The organism is Zongyangia acetica (assembly GCF_038739695.1).
Taxonomy (GTDB): Bacteria; Bacillota; Clostridia; order Oscillospirales; family Ruminococcaceae; genus Zongyangia; species Zongyangia gallinarum.
Genome location: NZ_JBBEWN010000050.1, coordinates 1 through 723 on the forward strand (window position 1 = coordinate 1; position 723 = coordinate 723).

Here is a 723-nt window from a genome sequence, read left to right on the forward strand (position 1 = left end):
AGTCAAGACCACCCCTAAGAGGGGTGGCTTGAAGCGCGGCCTAGAAGGCCGAAAAACCAAGCCAGCGCCTAAATGACGCTGGCTTGAACTTTGTTCAAGCCTTGGTGGTATGATTACTTGCTACCCTTAAAAGGGCTTTTGTATTCCTTTCGGCTCAAACTATCTTCTATCTGATCCTGTTTCTCTTGTTCGCGAATATATTTCTGCACGGTTGCAGTGTTGAGGCCCACTGTGCTTACGTAATATCCTGTTGCCCAAAAGTTTCGGTTTCCAAACTTGTACTTCAAATTTGCATGTCGTTCGAAGATCATCATTGCGCTTTTCCCTTTCAAGTATCCCATGAACTGTGAGATACTGTATTTGGGCGGCACACTCACAAGAAGGTGTATATGATCCGGCATCATGTGCCCTTCGATGATCTCCACACCTTTCCATTTGCATAAATCTTTGATGATGTCTCTTATATCTGCTCTAAGTTGATTGTATATGATTTTTCTTCTATATTTCGGTGTGAACACGATGTGATACTTGCACACCCATTTCGTGTGTGCTAAACTATTTGCCATAGAGCAACGTCCTTTCTGCTTTTTTGGTGGCTTGAACATTCTCCATTATAGCAGCTTGGACGTTGCTTCTTGCTTAAGCTCTAAACTCCCACCGGCATAGCCGGCGGTTTTTGAAGCCCCAGCGACTTACCGCTGGGGCTTCTTTGCTAAAGCATAA

At 44.5% G+C, this 723-nt stretch carries 1 protein-coding gene; it reads right to left on the reverse strand.

Features of this window, described 5'->3' with window-relative positions:
• Positions 1-113 precede the first annotated feature (113 nt).
• Positions 114-566: an IS200/IS605 family transposase gene (gene tnpA / locus WGC32_RS15050; RefSeq protein ID WP_342683086.1), complete on the reverse strand. Its 453-nt coding sequence runs from the start codon at positions 564-566 to the stop codon at positions 114-116.
• Between the last annotated feature and the right edge of the window lie 157 nt (positions 567-723).